The sequence below is a fragment of the Nocardioides terrae genome, assembly GCF_900112345.1.
GTDB classification, from domain to species: domain Bacteria; phylum Actinomycetota; class Actinomycetes; order Propionibacteriales; family Nocardioidaceae; genus Nocardioides; species Nocardioides terrae.
In genome coordinates this window covers 298,255-314,644 of the sequence record NZ_FOLB01000001.1, presented here as the reverse complement: position 1 = coordinate 314,644, position 16,390 = coordinate 298,255, and the positions used below count along the sequence as shown (strand labels likewise).

The 16,390-nt window shown below is 72.5% G+C and carries 15 protein-coding genes; 8 read left to right on the top strand and 7 right to left on the bottom strand.

The features are described 5' to 3' along the window. The first annotated feature begins 66 nt into the window (after nucleotides 1-66). Both BM236_RS01505 and BM236_RS01500 read left to right on the top strand, forming a co-directional pair. Nucleotides 67-1,557 carry a hypothetical protein gene (locus BM236_RS01505; protein WP_091119371.1) on the top strand — a complete coding sequence of 497 codons (1,491 nt, stop codon included), beginning with the start codon at nucleotides 67-69 and terminating at the stop codon, nucleotides 1,555-1,557. Next, a complete protein-coding gene (locus tag BM236_RS01500) occupies nucleotides 1,554-2,090 on the top strand; it encodes a hypothetical protein (protein ID WP_091119370.1) in 537 nt (178 codons plus the stop codon). Before BM236_RS01505 ends, BM236_RS01500 begins: the two co-directional genes overlap by 4 nt. 36 nt (nucleotides 2,091-2,126) lie before the next feature. Here the strand turns inward: BM236_RS01500 and BM236_RS01495 are convergent, their stop codons facing one another. Genes BM236_RS01495 through BM236_RS01475 form a run of 5 tightly spaced genes read right to left on the bottom strand, consistent with a single transcriptional unit; the run spans nucleotide 2,127 to nucleotide 7,402 of the window. Further along, nucleotides 2,127-2,468, bottom strand: a complete 342-nt coding sequence (locus BM236_RS01495; RefSeq protein ID WP_091119367.1) for a sec-independent translocase — start codon at nucleotides 2,466-2,468, stop codon at nucleotides 2,127-2,129. Between the two features lie 3 nt (nucleotides 2,469-2,471). After that, entirely contained in the window at nucleotides 2,472-3,626 is a 1,155-nt protein-coding gene (locus BM236_RS01490) for an Mrp/NBP35 family ATP-binding protein (RefSeq protein WP_091119365.1), read from the bottom strand. A gap of 11 nt (nucleotides 3,627-3,637) precedes the next feature. Next, nucleotides 3,638-4,177 (bottom strand): DUF1003 domain-containing protein, encoded by a 540-nt coding sequence (locus BM236_RS01485; RefSeq protein WP_091119363.1) that lies wholly within the window; start codon nucleotides 4,175-4,177, stop codon nucleotides 3,638-3,640. Beyond that, complete coding sequence (locus BM236_RS01480) at nucleotides 4,170-5,429, bottom strand: magnesium transporter MgtE N-terminal domain-containing protein (RefSeq protein WP_091119360.1); 1,260 nt, start codon at nucleotides 5,427-5,429, stop codon at nucleotides 4,170-4,172. Before BM236_RS01480 ends, BM236_RS01485 begins: the two co-directional genes overlap by 8 nt. 35 nt (nucleotides 5,430-5,464) lie before the next feature. Beyond that, complete coding sequence (locus tag BM236_RS01475; protein ID WP_175507495.1) at nucleotides 5,465-7,402, bottom strand: alkaline phosphatase family protein; 1,938 nt, start codon at nucleotides 7,400-7,402, stop codon at nucleotides 5,465-5,467. A 97-nt stretch (nucleotides 7,403-7,499) separates the two neighbouring features. Here BM236_RS01475 and BM236_RS18605 point away from each other — a divergent pair, with 97 nt between their 5' ends. Next, on the top strand, nucleotides 7,500-8,570 hold the full coding sequence (locus tag BM236_RS18605; protein WP_175507494.1) for an endonuclease/exonuclease/phosphatase family protein: 1,071 nt from the start codon (nucleotides 7,500-7,502) through the stop codon (nucleotides 8,568-8,570). Between the two features lie 3 nt (nucleotides 8,571-8,573). On the opposite strand, the gene BM236_RS01465 is transcribed toward BM236_RS18605, so the two are convergent. Further along, nucleotides 8,574-9,686 carry an endonuclease/exonuclease/phosphatase family protein gene (locus BM236_RS01465; protein WP_091119354.1) on the bottom strand — a complete coding sequence of 371 codons (1,113 nt, stop codon included), beginning with the start codon at nucleotides 9,684-9,686 and terminating at the stop codon, nucleotides 8,574-8,576. A 158-nt stretch (nucleotides 9,687-9,844) separates the two neighbouring features. Here BM236_RS01465 and BM236_RS01460 point away from each other — a divergent pair, with 158 nt between their 5' ends. The 5 genes from BM236_RS01460 (at nucleotide 9,845) to BM236_RS01440 (ending at nucleotide 15,216) form a co-directional block, all read left to right on the top strand. Then, nucleotides 9,845-11,038, top strand: a complete 1,194-nt coding sequence (locus BM236_RS01460) for an acyl-CoA dehydrogenase family protein (RefSeq protein ID WP_091119352.1) — start codon at nucleotides 9,845-9,847, stop codon at nucleotides 11,036-11,038. Nucleotides 11,039-11,098: 60 nt separating this feature from the next. After that, nucleotides 11,099-12,139 carry a CoA transferase family protein gene (locus BM236_RS01455; RefSeq protein ID WP_091119349.1) on the top strand — a complete coding sequence of 347 codons (1,041 nt, stop codon included), beginning with the start codon at nucleotides 11,099-11,101 and terminating at the stop codon, nucleotides 12,137-12,139. After that, the gene (locus BM236_RS01450; protein ID WP_091119347.1) at nucleotides 12,136-13,275 is read left to right on the top strand and encodes a hypothetical protein; all 1,140 of its coding nucleotides are present in this window, start codon (nucleotides 12,136-12,138) and stop codon (nucleotides 13,273-13,275) included. Before BM236_RS01455 ends, BM236_RS01450 begins: the two co-directional genes overlap by 4 nt. 88 nt (nucleotides 13,276-13,363) lie before the next feature. Continuing rightward, nucleotides 13,364-14,410 (top strand): MaoC family dehydratase, encoded by a 1,047-nt coding sequence (locus tag BM236_RS01445; protein WP_091119345.1) that lies wholly within the window; start codon nucleotides 13,364-13,366, stop codon nucleotides 14,408-14,410. Next, on the top strand, nucleotides 14,407-15,216 hold the full coding sequence (locus BM236_RS01440; RefSeq protein ID WP_091119343.1) for an SDR family oxidoreductase: 810 nt from the start codon (nucleotides 14,407-14,409) through the stop codon (nucleotides 15,214-15,216). The genes BM236_RS01445 and BM236_RS01440 overlap by 4 nt, the downstream gene beginning before the upstream one ends. On the opposite strand, the gene BM236_RS01435 is transcribed toward BM236_RS01440, so the two are convergent. Continuing rightward, the gene (locus BM236_RS01435) at nucleotides 15,191-16,369 is read right to left on the bottom strand and encodes an MFS transporter (RefSeq protein ID WP_091119342.1); all 1,179 of its coding nucleotides are present in this window, start codon (nucleotides 16,367-16,369) and stop codon (nucleotides 15,191-15,193) included. The two genes, BM236_RS01440 and BM236_RS01435, sit on opposite strands and share 26 nt — an antisense overlap. Nucleotides 16,370-16,390 lie beyond the last annotated feature (21 nt).

Sequence of the window (16,390 nt, the reverse complement as noted above, 5' to 3'; positions counted from 1 at the left end):
CTGCAACGCGAAGTGGAATGCGCGCCAGGGGCGCACCTCGCTCCGCGATCTCGTCCGGAGGGGCGGGTGCGGACGGAGGTGCCCGGGTACCTCCTCGGCATCCGGACCGCGCCCCTGCCTGCCGCCACCACCGTCGTCCTGGCCCTGCTGACGGCGGTCGCGCGGCTGCCCTTCCTCGGCCAGCCGCTCTCACCCGACGAGGCCGGCTTCCTGATGGTGGGCGGCCAGTGGTCGCCGGGGTCGTCGCTCTACGGCGACTACTGGGTCGACCGGCCGCCGTTGATCATCGGCATCTTCGGCCTCGCCGATCACCTGGGCGGCGCGACGGCCCTGCGGCTGGTCGGGGTCGTCGCGGTCGTGATCGCCGTGTGCCTGGCCGCAGCGGTCGGCCGGGTCGGAGCGCCGGACCGGCGCTGGGCGCCGACGCTGGCGGCTGCCACCGCGGCGGTGTTCCTCTCCACGCCGCTGTTCGGCACCCGACAGGTCAACGGCGAGCTGCTGGCAGCACCACTCGTCCTCGGCGGTCTGGTCGCGCTCCTCGTCGCGCTGCGCCGGGGCCGCCGCGCCGTGGTCTGGTGGGTGGCCGCAGGGGCGCTCGCGACCGCCGCCGTGGCGGTCAAGCAGAGCATGGCGGACGTCGCCGTCGCCAGCGTCGCGGCGCTGCTCTGGCAGGTGCGGACGGTCGGCATCCGCCGGTCGGCGTACGACGCACTGGGGCTGGCGGGCGGCGCGGTGCTGACGACGCTGGTCCTGGTCGGGTGGGCCGCCGCCCGCGGCACCGACCCGGGGGCGTTGTGGGAGGCGGTGGTCTCCTTCCGGTTCAAGGCCGCCGAGGTGATCTCCGGTGACGACCCCGCCGCGACCGACCGCCGGATGCACAGCATGGTGGACGCGCTGGTGGCCAGTGCCGCCCCGGTCCTCGTCCTCGTGCCCCTGCTCCCGGTCGCCCGGGCCCGTCAGCGCGGCCCATTGCCCCTGGTGGCGGCGGTGGTCCTGCTCTGGGAGACGGTCGGGATCGTCGGAGGCGGGAGCTACTGGTGGCACTACCTGATCGGGACCGTCCCCGGGCTCGTCCTGCTCGTCGTCGCCCTCGCCCGGCACCGGCCCGGACTGCAGGTCGTCGCGGCCGTCGTGGTGGCCTACGCCGCGGTGGTGGGCGCACAGGTCACCGATGCCTATCCGGGGCTGACGCGGGGTCAGCGGGAGATCGACACGGCCGCCGGCCGGTTCGCCGAGCTCACCCGTCCCGGCGACACGGCCGTGGTCGCCTTCGGAACCGCGTCCATCCTGCGGCGGGCCGGGGTGTCCAGCCCGTACCGCTACCTGTGGAGCCTGCCCGTGCGGGTGCGGGACCCCCACCTGGCCGGGCTCACCGCCGTGCTGCGCAGCAGCCACCGACCGACCTGGGTGGTGGTGCAGGGGACGAGCCTCGACAGCTGGGCCATCGACGCGGGCACCGCCCAGGAGGAGCTGGACCGCCGCTACCGCCTCGTGGCGGCCCAGGGCGAGTGGCACTTCTTCCGCGCGGTGGGGACGCATGGCACGCTGACCGGGTGACCTGGGAGGACGAGCTGTTCGGGCTCTTCGACGACCTCGAGAGCCAGGCCTCGGCGTCCTTCACGCTCGAGCGCGAGGCCGAGCTCGCCGACCGGCGGCGCGCGGAGTACCAGCAGGTCACCCTGGCCGCCCGCCTGATGGCGTCGCTGGACCGCGAGATCACCCTCGACATCAACGGCGTCGGCCTCGTCGACGGGGTGCTCGAGCGGGTCGCGACGGGCTGGCTGCTCCTGCGAGGGCGGGGCCAGGACTGGGTGGTGCGGGAGGCGGCGGTCAGCGGCGTCCGCGGGGCCAGCGAGCGCGCGGTTCCGGACGTCGCGTGGCCGGTCGCCGCCAAGCTCGGTCTCGGGTCGGCGCTGCGCCGGCTCGCCGACGCGGCGGAGCGGTGCGTCTTCCACGGCACGGGTGGCCAGCGGTGGGACGGCGTCGTGCAGCGGGTCGGCGCGGACTTCGTGGAGGTCGCGGTCGGGGAGCCGGCCCAGGTCGTGCTGATCGCCTTCGCGACGCTGGCGGCGGTGCAGAGTCGGGACTAGCCCGACGGAACGCCGCCGGAGGGCCGACGGATCCGGTCAGGTCGCGTCGGCGTCGTACGGCGGTCGCTCGCCGTCGCGCAGCAGGCGCGACTTCGCCGCCGCCTGCGCCGCGGCCACCTCGGCGATGTCGGCCTCGGCCAGCGCCGCGTCGATCTGCTTGCGGACGAAGACGCGCGGGTCGAGGTCGCGCAGCTCGAGGTCGGCGTACTCCGGCCCGAGCTCCTGGCGCAGCTGGTCCCGAGCGCCGTCGGCGATGTCCTTGGCCCGCCGCACGAACCGGCCGGCCTGCCGGGCCAGCTCCGGAAGCCGGTCCGGCCCGAACACGAAGATCGCCACGATGGCGATGACCGCCAGCTCGGGAAGGCCGATGCCGAACACGGGCTAGAACTTACTCGATGGCGTGAGCCCTAGCTGCAGACCTGCCAAACCCCGGGAGCGGCCGGCCAGGCGCTGCGCGACGTTGACGAGGGCGACGGCCGCGGGGACGGTCGGGTCGGCCTCGACCACGGGCTTGCCGACGTCGCCGCCCTCGCGCAGCGACGGCTCGAGCGGGATCTGGCCGAGCAGGGGCACGTCGGCGCCGAAGCGGGTGGACAGCGTGGACGCCACCCGGGCGCCGCCGCCGGAGCCGAAGATCTCGATCTTGTGCTCGGGACCGCAGTGCGGGCAGACGAGGTAGGACATGTTCTCGACGACGCCGACGACCCGCTGGTGCATCATCTCGGCCATCGTGCCGGCGCGCTCGGCGACCTCGGCCGCTGCCTCCTGCGGCGTGGTGACGACGAGGATCTCGGCGTTGGGCAGGTGCTGGCCGAGCGAGATCGCGATGTCACCGGTGCCGGGCGGCAGGTCGAGCAGCAGCACGTCGAGGTCGCCCCAGAAGACGTCGGCGAGCATCTGCACGAGGGCCCGGTCGAGCATCGGTCCGCGCCAGGCGACGACCTGGTCGCGGCGCGGCTTGAGCATGCCGATGGAGATCACCGAGACGCCCGACGGCGTCGGGACGGGCATGATCAGGTCGTCGACCTGGGTCGGCCGGGCGTCGGCCACGCCGAGCATCGCCGGAACGGAGTGGCCGTAGATGTCGGCGTCGACGAGGCCGACCTTGAGACCCTGGGCGGCCATGGCGACCGCGAGGTTCACGGTGACCGAGGACTTGCCGACGCCGCCCTTGCCGGACGCGATCGCGAAGACCTTGGTGAGCGAGCCGGGCTTGGCGAACGGGATCTCCCGCTGCGCGGCGCCGCCGGAGAGCGAGTTGCGCATCTCGGTGCGCTGCTCGGCGGTCATCACGCCGAGCTCGAGGTCGACGGCGCTGATGCCCTCGACCGTGCCGACCGCGCCGGTCACGTCCCGGTTGATGGTGTCCTTGAGCGGACAGCCGGCGACCGTGAGGAGGACCTTCACGTGGGCGACGCCCGCGTCGTCGACCGCCACGGACTCGACCATGCCGAGCTCGGTGATCGGTCGCTTGATCTCGGGGTCGTTGACGGTCGCCAGCGCGGCGTTGACACGGTCCAGCAGGGTGGTGCTCACGATGCCCCAGCCTACGTGGTGGACCCCGGTCCCTCGGAGTCAGTCGGCACATCCGCCTCTCCTGGTCCGTCACGTCGCTCCTCGAGCTCGGCCAGAAGGGCCCGCAGCTCGGAGCGGACGTAGTCGCGGGTGGCGACCTCGCCGAGCGCCATCCGCAGCGAGGCCATCTCGCGAGCGAGGAACTCCATGTCGGCCTTCGACTGGGCGGCGATCTGCCGGTCGTGCTCGGCGATCACCCGGTCGCGGTCCTCCTGGCGGTTCTGCGCGAGCAGGATGAGCGGGGCGGCGTACGACGCCTGCAGGCTCAGCATGAGGGTCAGGAAGATGAAGGCGTACGGGTCGAACTTCCACGGCGTCAGCGTGTTCCAGATCAGCCAGAACACCACGAAGCCGGTCATCCAGAGCAGGAACCGCGCCGTGCCCATGTAGCGCGCGAACCGCTCCGCGAACCGACCGAACGTGTCGGGGCCCATGGTCGGGCGCCGGACCAGGTGGCGGCGTACGTCCCGGGGGGTGTCGAGGCGGGCGCGCTCGGCGCGGAGGTCAGCCATGACCCACCGCCCGGTCGCGCCAGTTCTCGGGGAGCAGGTGGTCGAGCAGGTCGTCGACGGTCACCGCGCCGACGAGGTGGCCCGCCTCGTCCACCACGGGCGCCGCCACCAGGTTGTACGTCGCCAGGTGGGCCGCGACCTCGTCGAGGCTGTTCTCCGGGCGGAGCGGGTCGAGCTCGCTGTCGAGCGCGCCGGCCACGAGGGTGGAGGGCGGCTCGCGCAACAGCCGCTGGATGTGCGCCACCCCCAGGAACTTGCCCGTGGGGGTCTCCAGCGGCGGCCGGCAGACGTAGACCAGCGCGGCTGCGGCCGGGGTGAGCTCCGGGTTGCGGACGTAGGCCAGCGCGTCGGCGATCGTTGCGTCGGGGCCGAGAATCACCGGCTCCGGCGTCATCATCGCGCCCGCGGTGTTCTCCTCGTAGGACATCAGCCGCTTGACGTCCTCGGCCTCCTCGGGCTCCATCAGCTCGAGCAGCGTGGCGGCGGTCTCGGGCGGGAGGTCCGCGATGAGGTCGGCGGCGTCCTCGGGCGACATCTCCTCCAGCACGTCGGCCGCGCGCTCGGAGTCGAGGTGCTCCAGGATCTCGACCTGGTCGTCCTCGGGCAGCTCCTCGAGCACCTCCGCGAGGCGCTCGTCGTCGAGCCCGGCGACGACCTGGCGACGGCGCTCCGGCGGGAGGTCGTGGATCATGTTGGCCGCGTCGGCCGGCCGCATCTCGTTGATGGCGTGCAGCAGGTGGGTGGCCGGCTGCGTGGCGGAGCGCTGGGCCAGGCCGACGACGTCGTCCCACTCCACCACGTGGGTCTGCCCGCGCCGGCGCAGCGCCGCTCGACCCTTCGACGCCTGCTCCTGGACGGCCACGCGGGAGAGCACCCAGTCCCGGTTGCGGGCCTGCTCCATGGCCACGTCGTAGACGGTGCCGCTGACGCCGCTGCTGGTGATGGTGACCTGCCGGTCGATCATCTGGCCGATGACCAGCGTCTCGGTCGAGCGCTGCTCGAAGCGGCGCATGTTGAGCAGCCCGGTCGTGTAGACCTGGCCGGCGTCGACGTTGGTGACCCGGGTCATCGGAAGGAAGACCCGCCGGCGACCGAACACCTCGGCGACCAGGCCGAGCACCCGTGGCTGCCTCCGCTCCGATCGGAGGGTCACGACCGCATCACGCACCTTGCCGACCTGATCGCCGCGGGGGTCGAAGATAGGCAGCCCGACGAGGCGGGCGAGGAAGACGCGCGACGGGGTGGTGCTCACAGGTGAACGCTATCGGGCCCGCCACCGACCCGACGTCACCTGGTGACGAAGACGTTCATGTCCTGTGACGTGCGGGTCCGGCTCCGCGACACCACGGGGTAGCCCAGGACGCCCGTGACGAGGTTGGCGACGTCGCTGGTCCGGATCGGTTGCGGGCCGCCGTAGCCGGGTCGCGACGCTCCAGGGGAGCGGTAGGCCGGGTTGAGGCTGTAGAGGTCGGTCCGGGCCGGCACGCCGTGACCCCACACGATGAAGGGCACCTGGATGTTGCTGAGCGAGCGTCCCTGAGCGGCGTGGTGGTGACCGCCCGAGTCGGCGGTGACGACGAGCAGCGTCGAGCCCGCGGTCCGCCGGTTGTGGCGGATCGAGGCCCAGATGCTCCCGACCTTCTTGTCGAGCCTGCGCAGCGCCTTGCGGTAGGCGCGGCCGAGGAAGCCGTGCCGCTGGCCCGTGACGCGCAGGTCACTGAGCTGCACCACCGAGACGGTCCGCGGGTGCCGCAGCTGCTTCTTGAGCGCCTTCGCCACCTGCGTGTCGCTCGAGCGCGTGGTCGACACGGACAGCTTCGACCGGCTGTAGCGGACACCCTGGACGTCGCGGGCGCCGTGCCGGCTGTCGTAGGAGCGGCGCACCAGGCCGGCGTTGCGGTCCGAGCTCATGAGGCTCGTGCGGCCGCCCCAGTCGTGGACGGAGTCGAACAGCGTGGGCACGTAGCGCCGGGCAGCGGCCCGGGTGGTGGCCCGGCGCTTGCGGTGCGGCTGGTCCTTGCGCCAGGTGACCCCGTGGCCGCCGTACCCGCGAGCGGCCGGTCGGCCCGACAGCATCGAGACGAGGTTGGGCAGCGAGGCGCTGGTCTCGGCGGCGGTGCGGGCGTTGAGGGTCGCGGCGCCGGAGGCCATCAGGCGGCGCAGGTGGGGCGCGTAGCGAGCGTTGCGGCCGGTCAGCGCCGCTGCCGGCAGGCCCTCGACGTCGAGCACGACGACACGGCGGATGCCGGCGCGCTGGGCGGCCACCGGCTGGAGGGTCGCGTCGGCCCAGACGAGCGCATGGTCGGTGGTCTGCTTGATGTAGGGCGTGCGCAGCTGCTGGTATCCGCTCCACCGGATGTTCGTCGTCCCCATGATCCAGTCGATCTGGGGCGACGGAGGCAGCGTGCAGGACCGGGCGGTCCGGGTGCCGCCGTTGGCGGCGCGCAGCGAGCTCTTCTTGGTGAAGCGGCAGTAGAAGTCGCGGGTGTCGTTCATGTCGCCGGTGAAGACGATCGGGACGCCGGGGTGCTGGGCCTGCAGGGCGGCGAACGTCCGGGCCTGGATGTCGACCGACCGGTCGCGCAGGGCCTGCGCGTCGCCGAAGGTGTTGGCCGGGTTGTGGGTGTTGGTGACGAAGACCTGCTGCCCGGTCAGCCTGTTCTGCAGGAGCACGATCGGCTTGGGGACGTTCGCGCCCTTGAAGTAGGGGGCGTCGTAGAACGTCTCCTGCAGCGCCGTCCAGCGGTCCTTGCGCCAGGCGATGCTGTTTCCGTCGACGTTGACGTTGTAGCCGGCCTTCGGATCGGTCCGGCCCGGGAAGATGTCGTAGCTGCCACCGAGCTCGGCCTTGAACTGTGCGATCTGCGGTGACTCCATCTCCTGGAAGCCGATGACCTCCAGCCCGTTGGCCAGGATCAGCTGGTCGGCCATCCGCTGCCGCGTGGTCCCGTCCAGCCAGCCCTTGCGGTCGCCGCCGGGCATCGTGTGCCCGTAGCCGAGCAAGTTGAAGGTGCTCACCCGGAAGCGGGTGGGACCCGGTGGCTGCGTCGCGAGCGACACGTCGGCACTGAGGGCGATCCGTCCCGCGCCCAGCGACCTAGTGGCGTCCGGCGCGTCGGGTGCGACCAGCGCCGCCGTCGCGACTGCGGCGACGGCGCCCAGCGAGGCCGCCGTCCTGAGCGCGCGGCGGGCTCGGGATCGGGTCGGGCGTGGCCGTGCGGACATCGTTCCTCCGAGACGTGAAGGTAAAGGACCCGTTGATACTAAGGCGACAGAAGGGGATCGGTCGGCCCCGCAACCGGGCATCGGTGACAATGTGGCGGTGCTCCGCCCGACCCGCTCCGTGCTGCTGGACGCGGCCGTCCTGATCGCGATCGTCGGCGTGGTCGCCGGTCTGGTCGTCCTCCAGGTCACGGCCGGGGGACGCGGGGACGACCGGGCCACGCCCTCGTCGCAGCAGTCCGGCGGTCCGGTCGAGCACGCCACGCTCGGTCCCAGCCCGACGCCGAGCACGCCGGCCGCGGCGCCCACGACGACGCTGCCCGCGACACCGTCCACGACCGCCCCCGTCCCGCCGCAACCCGGATCGCAGGCGTCGAGCCTCGCCCAGTCGGCGCAGTCGGTCGCGGCCTCGCCGTCCATCTTCCGCATCGCGACCTTCAACGTGCTCGGCGCCTCGCACACCCGCAAGGGGGGCGACTCCTTCATCAAGACGCCCTACGACACGCGGATGTCGGACGCGGTCAGGATCCTCGCCAACCACGCCGTCGACGTGGTGGGCTTCCAGGAGTTCGAGCCGCCGCAGGCCCAGGCGTTCCAGCGCCAGATGGGAGCCGGCTGGGGCATGTTCCCGCGCCCCGGCAGCGACCAGGCGGACGGCCGGCAGACCATCGCCTGGCGCGAGTCGGCGATGGAGCTCCTCTCGGCCCGCACCGTGACCTACCCCTACTTCGGCGGGCAGACCATCCACACGCCGGCGGTGCAGCTGCGGATGCGCGCGACCGAGGACACCTTCTGGGTGATCAGCGTGCACAACCCCGCCACCAACTGCGCCGTGTGCGGCGGCAACAACGACCGCTACCGCAGCGCCGCCGTCCAGCGCGAGGTCGAGGCGATCCGGGCGCTCTCCGCCGACGGCACGCCCGTGTTCCTGGTCGGCGACATGAACTCCAAGCGCACGTTCTTCTGCGAGATGGCGGCCGCGCTGCCCGTGGTCTTCGCCGCCGGAGGGTCGTACGGCGCCGGTGGCTGCCGGCCGCCGCAGCCGACGCCGATCGACTGGATCCTGGCGACCGCCGGGGTGTCGTTCTCGGGCTACCTCAGCGATGACGGGCCGCTGGTCGACGCCGCGACGGACCACCCGGTCAACTCGGTCACCGCGATGCTGCCGTAGGGCTCAGTCGGCGGTGGGGTCGGGGCAGAACCAGTACTTGTCCCCGTGCCGCGTGTAGCTCTTGCAGGCCTCGGCGGCCGGCGCGATCGTGGCCGTGGCGGTGATGATCGGGTGGTCGGAGATCTTCGGCCCGTTGCGGGTCGAGTAGTCGCGGCTGTAGCGCGAGAACGACACCTGCGACGAGCCCCAGATCCAGTCGATCCACTCGTTGCCCGGAAGGTGGCAGGAGCCGCCGGCCCGGCTGACACCGTCGGCGGAGTGCAGCCCCGAGGCGGCGTACCTGCAGGCATAGCTGGCCCGGTCGTTCATGTCGCCGGTCGTGAACATCGGCGTCCCGCTCGAGGTCAGGTCCCTGACGATCGAGATCTCGCGGTCGGTCGCCGCGGCGCGGTGCCCGCCGCACTTGCAGCCGAACACGTCGGCCGGGTTGTGGTAGTTCGAGAACCAGGCCATCCGGTCGGTGTGCAGGTTGCGGAGCAGGACGTTCGGCATCTTGCGCGGCTGGCCGAAGAAGTAGGGGATGTCGACCAGGTGACCCTCGACCAGCGACCAGTCGTCGGGGTCCCACGCGATGGAGTTCTCGCCGTCCAGGCCGCCCGCGGACGGGTAGGCGACCATCCCGGCGTTGCCGAGGAAGGCGCCGCGCTGGTTGGACTGGAACTCCTGGAGCCCCACGACGCTCACGCCCTTGCGCCGCACCAGCGAGCCCGCCCGGGCCGCGCGGGCCGGCCCGGCGGCCGAGCCCTTCTTGCCGGTGTGGCTCGAGCCCAGGACGTTGAAGGACGAGATGGTGAAGGTGGTCGGCTGGGTCGGGTCGGACTCCACGAGGTGGAGACCCTGCTTGCCGAACTTCTCCTTCATCTCCGGGAGGGTCAGGATCCGCCGGTCGAAGTGCACGGCGGGTACGACGACCAGGGGCGCGGCGGAGGCGGACGGCGTGTGCCGGGGCCGGGCGCTGGTGCTCGTCGGGTCGGAGTCGCGCTGGAGGCCGACCGTCACGCCGACGATGGCTAGCACCGCGACGACGGCGACGGCGATGCCGGCCGTGCGGAAGCGTCGGTGGAAGGCCTCGGTGGTCGAGAGCGTGCGGCGTCGCGCCCCGCCTCGGCGTTCCATCCTGACCTCCCCGCCCCGGATCCACCCCTCCGGGCTCGGACCGCGATCCTAACCCAGCGCGACCGGTGTGAAGGACGACACAGGACGACGCACGCTACTGCCCGGTAGCCTCGGGCGGGTCCGACCGAGACGCAGCGCCGAACTTCGAGGAGCACCAGATGGGTCGCCTTGCCCAGACCGAGGGTCTGACCGAGATCCAGGACGAGATCCTGAAGACGATCCACCAGTTCGTCGAGGACAAGATCATCCCCGCCGCCCAGGAGCTGGAGCACTCCGACACCTACCCGCAGGAGATCATCGACGGGCTCAAGGAGCTGGGCGTCTTCGGGCTGACGATCCCCGAGGAGTACGGCGGCCTGGGCGAGTCGCTGCTCACCTACGCGCTGGTGGTCGAGGAGATCGCCCGCGGCTGGATGTCGGTGTCGGGCGTGATCAACACGCACTTCATCGTGGCCTACCTGCTGATGCAGCACGGCACCGACGAGCAGAAGCAGAGGTACCTGCCGCGGATGGCGACCGGCGAGGTCCGGGGCGCGTTCTCGATGTCGGAGCCGGCGCTGGGCTCGGACGTCTCCGCAGTGTCGACCAAGGCGACGAGGCTGGAGGACGGCTCCTACTCGATCACCGGCCAGAAGATGTGGCTGACCAACGGCGCCTCCTCGACGCTGGTCGCGCTGCTCACCAAGACCGACGAGGGGGCGGAGTCGGTCTACCAGAACATGACGACGTTCCTGGTCGAGAAGGAGGCCGGGTTCGGCGAGACCGCACAGGGCGTCACCGTCCCCGGCAAGCTCGAGAAGATGGGCTACAAGGGCGTCGAGACGACCGAGCTGATCCTCGAGGACCACAAGATCGCCGCCGAGCAGATCCTGGGTGGCGAGCCGGGCAAGGGCTTCTTCCAGATGATGGACGGCGTCGAGGTGGGCCGCGTCAACGTGGCCGCCCGCGCCTGCGGCCTGGCGATCCGCGGCTTCGAGCTCGGGGTGGCCTATGCCCAGCAGCGCAAGACCTTCGGCAAGGTGATCGCCGACCACCAGGCGATCCTGTTCCGGATCGCGGAGATGGCCACCAAGGTCGAGACCATCCACACGATGATGGTGCGCGCCGCCCGCCTCAAGGACACCGGGCGGCGGATGGACGTGGAGGCCGGGATGGCGAAGATGCTGGCCTCGGAGTACGCCAACGAGGTCGTGGAGGACTCCTTCCGCATCCACGGCGGCTACGGCTACTCCAAGGAGTACGAGATCGAGCGGCTCATGCGCGAGGTCAAGTTCATGCTCATCGGCGAGGGCACCTCCGACATCCAGAAGATGATCATCGGCCGCAGCCTGCTCAAGGACTACAAGCTCTGACGGGCACCGGCATCGGGCTGACGGCGGTCGTCGGCCCCCGGTTCGCTAGCCTGACCCATCATGGCTGAGCGCGTCGTCCTCCATGTCGGGCTGATGAAGTCCGGCACCAGCCACCTCCAGGCGCGGCTCGGCGCCGCGCGCGAGGGCCTGGCCGACGCCGGGTTCCTCTTCCCCGGCGCGAAGTGGCGCGACCAGGTGAACGCGGTGAGCGACGCGCTGGGCCGGCGCCAGCGCGCCCACGGCGAGTTCGGCGGCGCCTGGGAGACCATGGTCGCCGAGATCGACGCCTTCCCCGGCACCGCGATCATCTCGATGGAGTTCCTGGGCTCGGCATCGGCCGACAAGCTGCGCACCGTTGTGGAGTCCTTCCCGTCCACGCGGGTCGAGGCCGTCGTCACCGTCCGCGACCTCGGCCGGACGATCCCCTCGATGTGGCAGGAGACCCTCAAGAACGCCCGCACCTGGCCGTGGCGGGAGTACGTCGACGGCGTCCGTCATCGGCGCGGCCCCGGTGAGGTCTTCTGGAACGAGCAGGACGCGGTCGCGGTGACCCGCAAGTGGGCTGAGCTGGTCGGCCCCGACGCGGTCACCGTCGTCACCCTGCCTCGCTCCGCAGCCGACCCGGAGCTGCTCTGGCGGCGCTTCTGCGAAGCCGTCGGACTGCCCACGGAGGCGGCCGCCCCGCCGGAGAGCGGCAACGAGTCGCTCGGGGCCGCCTCCGCCCAGCTGATGGAGCGGATCAACCACCGGGTCGCGGACCTGGCCTGGCCCGACTACTCCCGGCACGTGAAGTTCGGCATCGCCAAGACGATCCTTCCGCGGCACCGTCGCGCGGAGCCGGCCCTCGGCTTCAAGGTCACCCGGTGGGTGCGCCGCCTCGCCGAGGCGCAGCGGGCCGGCCTTGCCGCGAGCGGCGTCCGTGTCGTCGGAGACCTGGCCGACCTCGAGCCCGTCGCCTCCGCCGGCGTCAGCCCCGAGAAGGTCGGCGTCGAGGCCCAGCTGGACGCGGCCCTCCACGCACTCGAGGAGCTGGTGCGGCGCAGCGTCGCCGAGGACCCCCAGAGCGTCCAGCGGCGCGAGTCCCAGGAAGGGACCCGATGACCCAGCGGGTCGTGCTCCACGTGGGCACGATGAAGTCCGGCACGACCAGCCTCCAGGCGCTGCTGTTCGCCAACCGGCAGGTGCTCGCCGAGCAGGGGGTGCTCGTCCCCGGGCAGGCGTGGCGCGACCAGGTCGCCGCGGTCCGGGAGGTGATCCGGACAGGCGCCGCCGACGGCCCGGCCTGGTCGGCGCTGGCCGACCAGGTCTCGGCGTGGAGCGGCACCGCGGTCCTCTCGATGGAGTACCTCGGCACCTTCTCCAAGCGGCAGGTCGCCGCCGTCGTCGGCAGCTTCCCCGACCGTCGGGTCGAGGTCGTCGTCACCGCCCGCGACCTCAACCGGCAGCTGGCCTCGATGTGGCAGGAGACGGTCCAGAACGGTCGCGCCTGGGGCTGGGAGGACTACCTGCGCAGCGCCCACCGCGCCCGACCGCGGCCGGGTCGACGAGACCGGCACCTGACCGAGGCGGGCCGCACCTTCTGGCGGCAGCAGGACCTGGTCCGCATCACGCGTCGCTGGGCGGAGGCGGTCGGCGACGGTGCGGTCACCCTGGTCGCCGTACCTCCGCCCGGTGCGCCGCACGCCGAGCTCACCGCGCGGTTCGGCCGCGTCGTCGGCTTCGACCCGACGGGGCTGGCGCCCGGCCCGGTCAGCAACGCCTCCGTCGGGGCGGCGTCGGCCCAGCTGCTCCAGCTGGTCAACGCCCGGCTGGTCGAGCTCGGCATCGCCACGTCCGACGGCAAGCCGGTCCGCAAGGAGCTCCTCGCCAAACGGGTGCTGGGCGGGCGTGCGCGGAGCGAGCCGAAGATCGGTCTCCCCGTCGCGCGGTGGGTCCGGTCCTACGCCGCCGGGATGGTCGAGCAGCTCCGTGCCGACGATCTCCGCCTCGAGGGGGAGTGGTCCGACCTGACGCCGGTGGAGGTGCCCGGCACGGACCCGACGAAGGTCGCCGAGACCGAGGTGGTCGCCGCGGCGCACGACGGGTTCGACGGGTTGCGCGCGCTGCTCGCCGAGCGCCGGCCGGAGCCGTCGGACCGGCCGGGGCTGCCGGAGTGGCCGGCCAGCCGCGCCGTCGGGCAGCGCGAGGCCGTCGAGGTGCTGGCGCGCCTGCTCGAGGCCGCGCTCGCGCCGGTATGACGTTTCCCACCCGCTGAGCGGGTACCGCCGCCGCCACGGGGTTCGCCATGATGGGCCGGCCTACTGGCCAGTAAGAGAGGGACGGCAGATGTCGAAGACGAACGCTGGCAACTTCTTCGAGGACTTCGTCCTCGGCCAGGTCATCGAGCACGCCACTCCGCGCACCGTGACCGAGGGCGACCGCGCCCTCTACGGGGCGATCTACCCGACCCGGTTCGCCGTGCCGTCCTCGGCACAGTTCGCCGCCTCCCTCGGCTTCGACCGACACCCGGTCGAGGAGCTGGTCGGCTTCCACATCGCCTTCGGCAAGACGGTCCCCGACATCTCGCTCAACGCCGTGGCCAACCTCGGCTACGCCGAGTGCCGCTTCCAGCACCCGGTCCGTCCGGGGGACACCATCTCGACCCGCTCCGAGGTCATCGGCCTGAAGGAGAACTCCAACGGCCGCAGCGGTGTGGTCTGGGTCCGCTCCACCGCCACCAACCACCGTGGCGCCGTCGTCCTCGACTGGGCGCGCTGGGTGATGGTCCACAAGCGCGACGTGGACGCCCCGGCCCCCGAGATCGTCGTCCCCGACCTCGCCGCCGTCGTCGCACCCGAGGACCTGGTCGTCCCGCACGGTATCTCCTTCGCGGCGTACGACTTCGGCGCCGCAGGGGAGCCGCACCGCCTCGGCGACTACGAGGTGGGGGAGCGGATCGACCACGTCGACGGCGTCACGCTCACCGACGCCGAGCACATGCTGGCGACGCGGCTGTGGCAGAACACCGCGAAGGTGCACTTCAACACCGACGCCCGCCCCGACGGCAGGCGCCTGGTCTACGGTGGCCACATCATCTCGCTGGCCCGCGCGCTGTCGTTCAACGGCCTGGCCAACGCCCAGCTGATCGCCGCCATCAACGCCGGCTCCCACGTGTCCCCTGCCTTCGCCGGCGACACCGTGCACGCGTGGAGCGAGGTGCTCGACCGGGTCGAGCTCGAGGCCCCGGGAGTCGGGGCGCTGCGGCTGCGGCTGGTCGCGACGAAGGGCCACGACGAGTCCATGACGCTGCGCCAGGTGGGTGGCGACAACGACGGGAAGTACGCCGACGGCGTGCTGCTCGACCTCGACTACTGGGCACTCATCCCGCGATGAGCACCCGACCCGCGGTCCTCGTCTCCGGCTCGGCGACGGGCATCGGGCGTGCCATCGTCGGGCGGTTCGCGCGGGCCGGCTGGCTCGTCGGCGTCTACGACATCGACGCCGTCGGCGCCGAGCGGGCGGTGCGCGAGCTGGTCGCGGAGCACGGAGCAGCTGCCGCCGTCGGGGGTGTCCTGGACGTGACCGTGCCCGAGCAGTGGGACGCCGTGATCGCCGACTTCACCGAGGGCTCGGGCGGCCGTCTCGACCTGCTGGTCAACAACGCCGGGATCCTCTTCGGCGGCCGCTTCGCCGACGTGCCGCTCGACGCACACCTGCGCACGGTCGACGTCAACGTCAAGGGCGTGCTCAGCGGCTGCCACGCGGCGCACGCCGCGCTCCGGGCGACCGCCGGGTCGGGCGTCATCAACGTGTGCTCGGCCAGCGCGATCTACGGCCAGGCCGAGCTGGCGTCGTACTCGGCCAGCAAGTTCGCCGTGCGCGGGCTGACCGAGGCGCTCGAGATCGAGTGGCGCGACGAGGGGATCCGCGTGCAGGCGGTGTGGCCGCTCTTCGTGGCTACCGCGATGACGGAGGACCTGCACATCGCCAGCACCGACGCGCTGGGCGTGCACCTGACGCCGGGCGACGTCGCCGAGGAGGTCTTCGCGATGGCGCAGCCGCGGCGCGGCCTCCGTCGGGTGCTGTCGCCGCGCGTGCACACCGCGGTGGGCCTGCCGGGCAAGGTGATGGCCGTGGTCGCGGACGTGGCGCCGTCGCTCGTGTCGCGGGCGGTCAACCGGCGGATCGCTCGGCCCTGACCGGCGTCAGGGTGGCCGGTGCGAAGGCCCGTGCCAGCGGCAGCATCGCCAGCAGCAGCACCATCGGCACCGCGAAGCCGACCCGCAGGCTGCCCGCGCCGACCAGGCCGGTGAGGACCGACCCCAGCAGCGCGCCGAGGTAGTTGAACTGGTTGAACCGGGCGATCACCGCGTCGACGCGCGAGCGATCGCCGCCGGCGATCCGGGCGGCGGCCGAGAAGCTCAGCGGCGCGATGACGGCGACACCGGCACCGAGCACGGCGAAGCCCAGGACCGCCACCGGCCAGGTCGGGGCGAGGACCACGACGGCGAGCGCCGCGCAGCCGACCAGCGCACCGACCCGCAGCACCGGCACGGCGCCGTACCGCGTCACCAGGCGGTCGCCGGCCACCCGCGTCGCGAGGCTCGCCAGCAGGTAGGGGAAGGTCGCCAGGGCGACCAGGCGGTGCGGCGTGTCGAAGACGTCGTCGAGGTAGGTCGGTCCCCAGGTCTGCGCCGCGGTGTCCACCATGTAGAAGAGCACCATCCCGAGGCCGACGAGCAGGATCGGCCGCCAGGGCACCTCCGCGCCCTCGCCGCCCGCCGCGACGTCGCCGATCCCGGTCGCACCGTGGTCGCGCGGGAGGTACGGCGCCAGCGCCACCGCGGCCGGGACGAGCGCGACCAGCCCGGTCAGGGCGAGCGGGGTGTCGCCCGCGGCGAGCGCGAGCCCGGCCCCGACGACGCCGCCCGTCGTCCAGGCGCCGTGCAGCGACGGCAGGATCGGGCGCTCGTAGCGGTGCTCGAGAGCGACGGCCTGCATGTTGGTCGTGGCGTCGACGACGCCGAGGCCGACGCCGTAGACCGCCAGCCCGCCGATGAACACCCCGAACGCCGGCGCTGCCGCCGCGACCGGCACCGCGACGGCGATGGTGACCAGGCCGGTGCGCAGCAGTGCCGCGCTCGAGCTGTACCGGGCGAGCTGCTCGGCGACCACCGACCCGACCCCGGCGAGCAGCACGATCATCAGCAGGAGCAGGGAGAGGCCGATCTCACCGAGGTCCCAGTGCTCACGGAACCGCGGCAGGCGCGTCGTCAGGCTCACGAACACCAGCCCTTGGGTCGCGAACGCCGCAGCGGCGGCGCCGCGGTGACGGCCCAGGCCAGGAGTCATGCGCAGAGACTGCCAGACTGA

Excerpts from the sequence above, each read along its gene's own strand:
- BM236_RS01440 (WP_091119343.1), top strand. The coding sequence starts at position 14,407 with ATGAGCACCCGACCCGCGGTCCTCGTCTCCGGCTCGGCGACGGGCATC.
- BM236_RS01465 (WP_091119354.1), bottom strand. The coding sequence starts at position 9,686 with ATGGAACGCCGAGGCGGGGCGCGACGCCGCACGCTCTCGACCACCGAG.
- BM236_RS01475 (WP_175507495.1), bottom strand. The coding sequence starts at position 7,402 with ATGTCCGCACGGCCACGCCCGACCCGATCCCGAGCCCGCCGCGCGCTC.
- BM236_RS01450 (WP_091119347.1), top strand. The coding sequence starts at position 12,136 with ATGACCCAGCGGGTCGTGCTCCACGTGGGCACGATGAAGTCCGGCACG.
- BM236_RS01460 (WP_091119352.1), top strand. The coding sequence starts at position 9,845 with ATGGGTCGCCTTGCCCAGACCGAGGGTCTGACCGAGATCCAGGACGAG.
- BM236_RS01435 (WP_091119342.1), bottom strand. The coding sequence starts at position 16,369 with ATGACTCCTGGCCTGGGCCGTCACCGCGGCGCCGCCGCTGCGGCGTTC.
- BM236_RS01445 (WP_091119345.1), top strand. The coding sequence starts at position 13,364 with ATGTCGAAGACGAACGCTGGCAACTTCTTCGAGGACTTCGTCCTCGGC.
- BM236_RS01455 (WP_091119349.1), top strand. The coding sequence starts at position 11,099 with ATGGCTGAGCGCGTCGTCCTCCATGTCGGGCTGATGAAGTCCGGCACC.
- BM236_RS01485 (WP_091119363.1), bottom strand. The coding sequence starts at position 4,177 with ATGGCTGACCTCCGCGCCGAGCGCGCCCGCCTCGACACCCCCCGGGAC.